The following is a 1764-nucleotide window of genomic DNA, read 5'->3' as shown; positions in this document are numbered from 1 at the left end:
GCACGCGCTGACCCTGGAACCGCCGTTCCCCGAGGGCCACTACAACTGCGGGGACGCCCGGCTGGAGCTGGGCGACATCACCGGCGCGCTCGCCGAGTTCGACCGTACGCTCGTGCTCGACCCGCGCAACACGGACGCGCTGCTGAACCGGGCGGGGGTGCACGCCGAACTGGGCGACGAGGAGGCCGCGTTGCGCGACGTGGCGACGGGTCTCGAACTGGAGCCCGGCCACGCCCAGTTGCTCTCCCTCAAGGGCCGGCTGCTGGCCGAGCGGGGCGAGGCGGACTCCGCGCTCGACGCGCTCGCCGCGGCCCTGGCGAGCGACCCGGACCTGTCGGAGGCGTGGGCGGTCAAGGCGGAGATCGCCTTCGGCGCGGGCGATCTGGAGACGGCGGCGGCCGACTTCGACCGGGCGATCAGGCTCGGCGGCGGCATCGAGATCCGCTACAACCGGGGTCTGGTGTACGAGGCGGCGGGCCGTTTCGCCGAGGCCGCGAGCGACTTCGAGGCGGTGCTGGCGGAGACCGACGACGAGGACGCCCGCGCCCACCGCGCCTCCTGCCTGCGGGGCGAGCGGGCCGGGGTGTAGCACCCTCCAGGACATGCTCCAGGACGCGCCCCAGGACATCCTCCGGGGCGCGCTCCAGGACACGCTTGAGGACATGCCGCCGGACGGACGCGGCGCGATCGGGGCCCGGAACCAGCCCGATCGCGCCGCGTCCGTCCGGCTCTGTCATCGGCAGCGCGGATGCCCGGTCCCGTACGGCTGGCGGCCTTCCAGGGCGGCGAGTTGGGCCGCCTTGAGGCCGGGGCCCGGCTCCGGATGGGCCCGGCAAGATCCGATCGACATGGCCTGAGGGGAACGCGTACACCATGGCAGCCAACGCCATCGACCAGACCCGGCGGATGCTCTCGCTGGTGACCTACCTGCGGGAGCGTCCCGGCGCGCACGTCAGCGATGTCGCCCGCGCCTTCGGCATCACCGAGGACGAGCTGATCTCCGACCTCGACGTGCTGCCCATGTGCGGGACGAGCTTCCGCGGCGGCGACCTGCTGGACATCGACACCGACGGCGACCGGATCTGGTGGCACAACCCGGACGACGTGGCGGAGCCGCTGCGCCTCGCGGCGGACGAGGCGACGGCGCTGCTGGTCGCGGCCCGTGCGGTCGCCACGCTCCCGGGGCTGCGGGAGGGCGACCGGCAGGCGCTGCTGCGGGCCACCGCCAAGCTGGAGACGGCGGCGGGGGAGGTGGCGGGGGCCAGTTCCCGGCTGTCGGTCACGTTCGAGTCGGAGGGCGGCGTGTTCGCCGAGGTCGACCGGGCCATCTCCGAGCGGCGGCGGCTGTGGCTGCGCTACTACTCCCCGGCGCGCGACGAGTTGACGGAGCGTGAGGTCGATCCGATCCGGCTGTTCGCGGTCGGGCACACGTACATGGAGGCGTGGTGCCGGCTTTCCGAGGCCCGGCGTACGTTCCGCCTCGACCGGGTCGCGGAGATCAAGCTGCTGGACGCCCCGGCGGCGCCCCCGGAGCTGGAACTGCGTGATCTGTCGGCGGGGCTGGTGCAGCCGTCGGCGGACGATCCCGAGGTGGTCGTCGAGGTCGGGCCCGGCGGGCGGTGGGTGGCGGAGTACTACCCCCACGACAGCGCGGAGGAGTTGCCCGACGGCGGGCTGCGCATCACCCTGCGGACCCCCGCGCCCGCGTCGCTGAGGCGTCTCGCGCTGCGGCTGGGCGGGGACGGCCGGATCGTCTCCCCGCCG

General features: G+C 74.3%; 2 protein-coding genes. Both read left to right on the top strand.

Annotation, left to right across the window (positions count from 1 at the left end; genetic code table 11):
- Positions 1-589: tetratricopeptide repeat protein (locus GT042_RS04390; RefSeq protein ID WP_161307367.1), on the top strand; the 589-nt coding region annotated here is incomplete at its 5' end.
- A gap of 284 nt (positions 590-873) precedes the next feature.
- A partial coding sequence (locus GT042_RS04385) for a WYL domain-containing protein (RefSeq protein ID WP_161307366.1) occupies positions 874-1764 on the top strand: 891 nt, incomplete at its 3' end.

This window comes from Streptomyces sp. SID3212, from assembly GCF_009865405.1.
In the GTDB taxonomy this organism is placed as follows: Bacteria; Actinomycetota; Actinomycetes; order Streptomycetales; family Streptomycetaceae; genus Streptomyces.
Note: the sequence above shows the minus strand (reverse complement) of the source record. Positions and strands in the feature narration are given on the sequence as shown.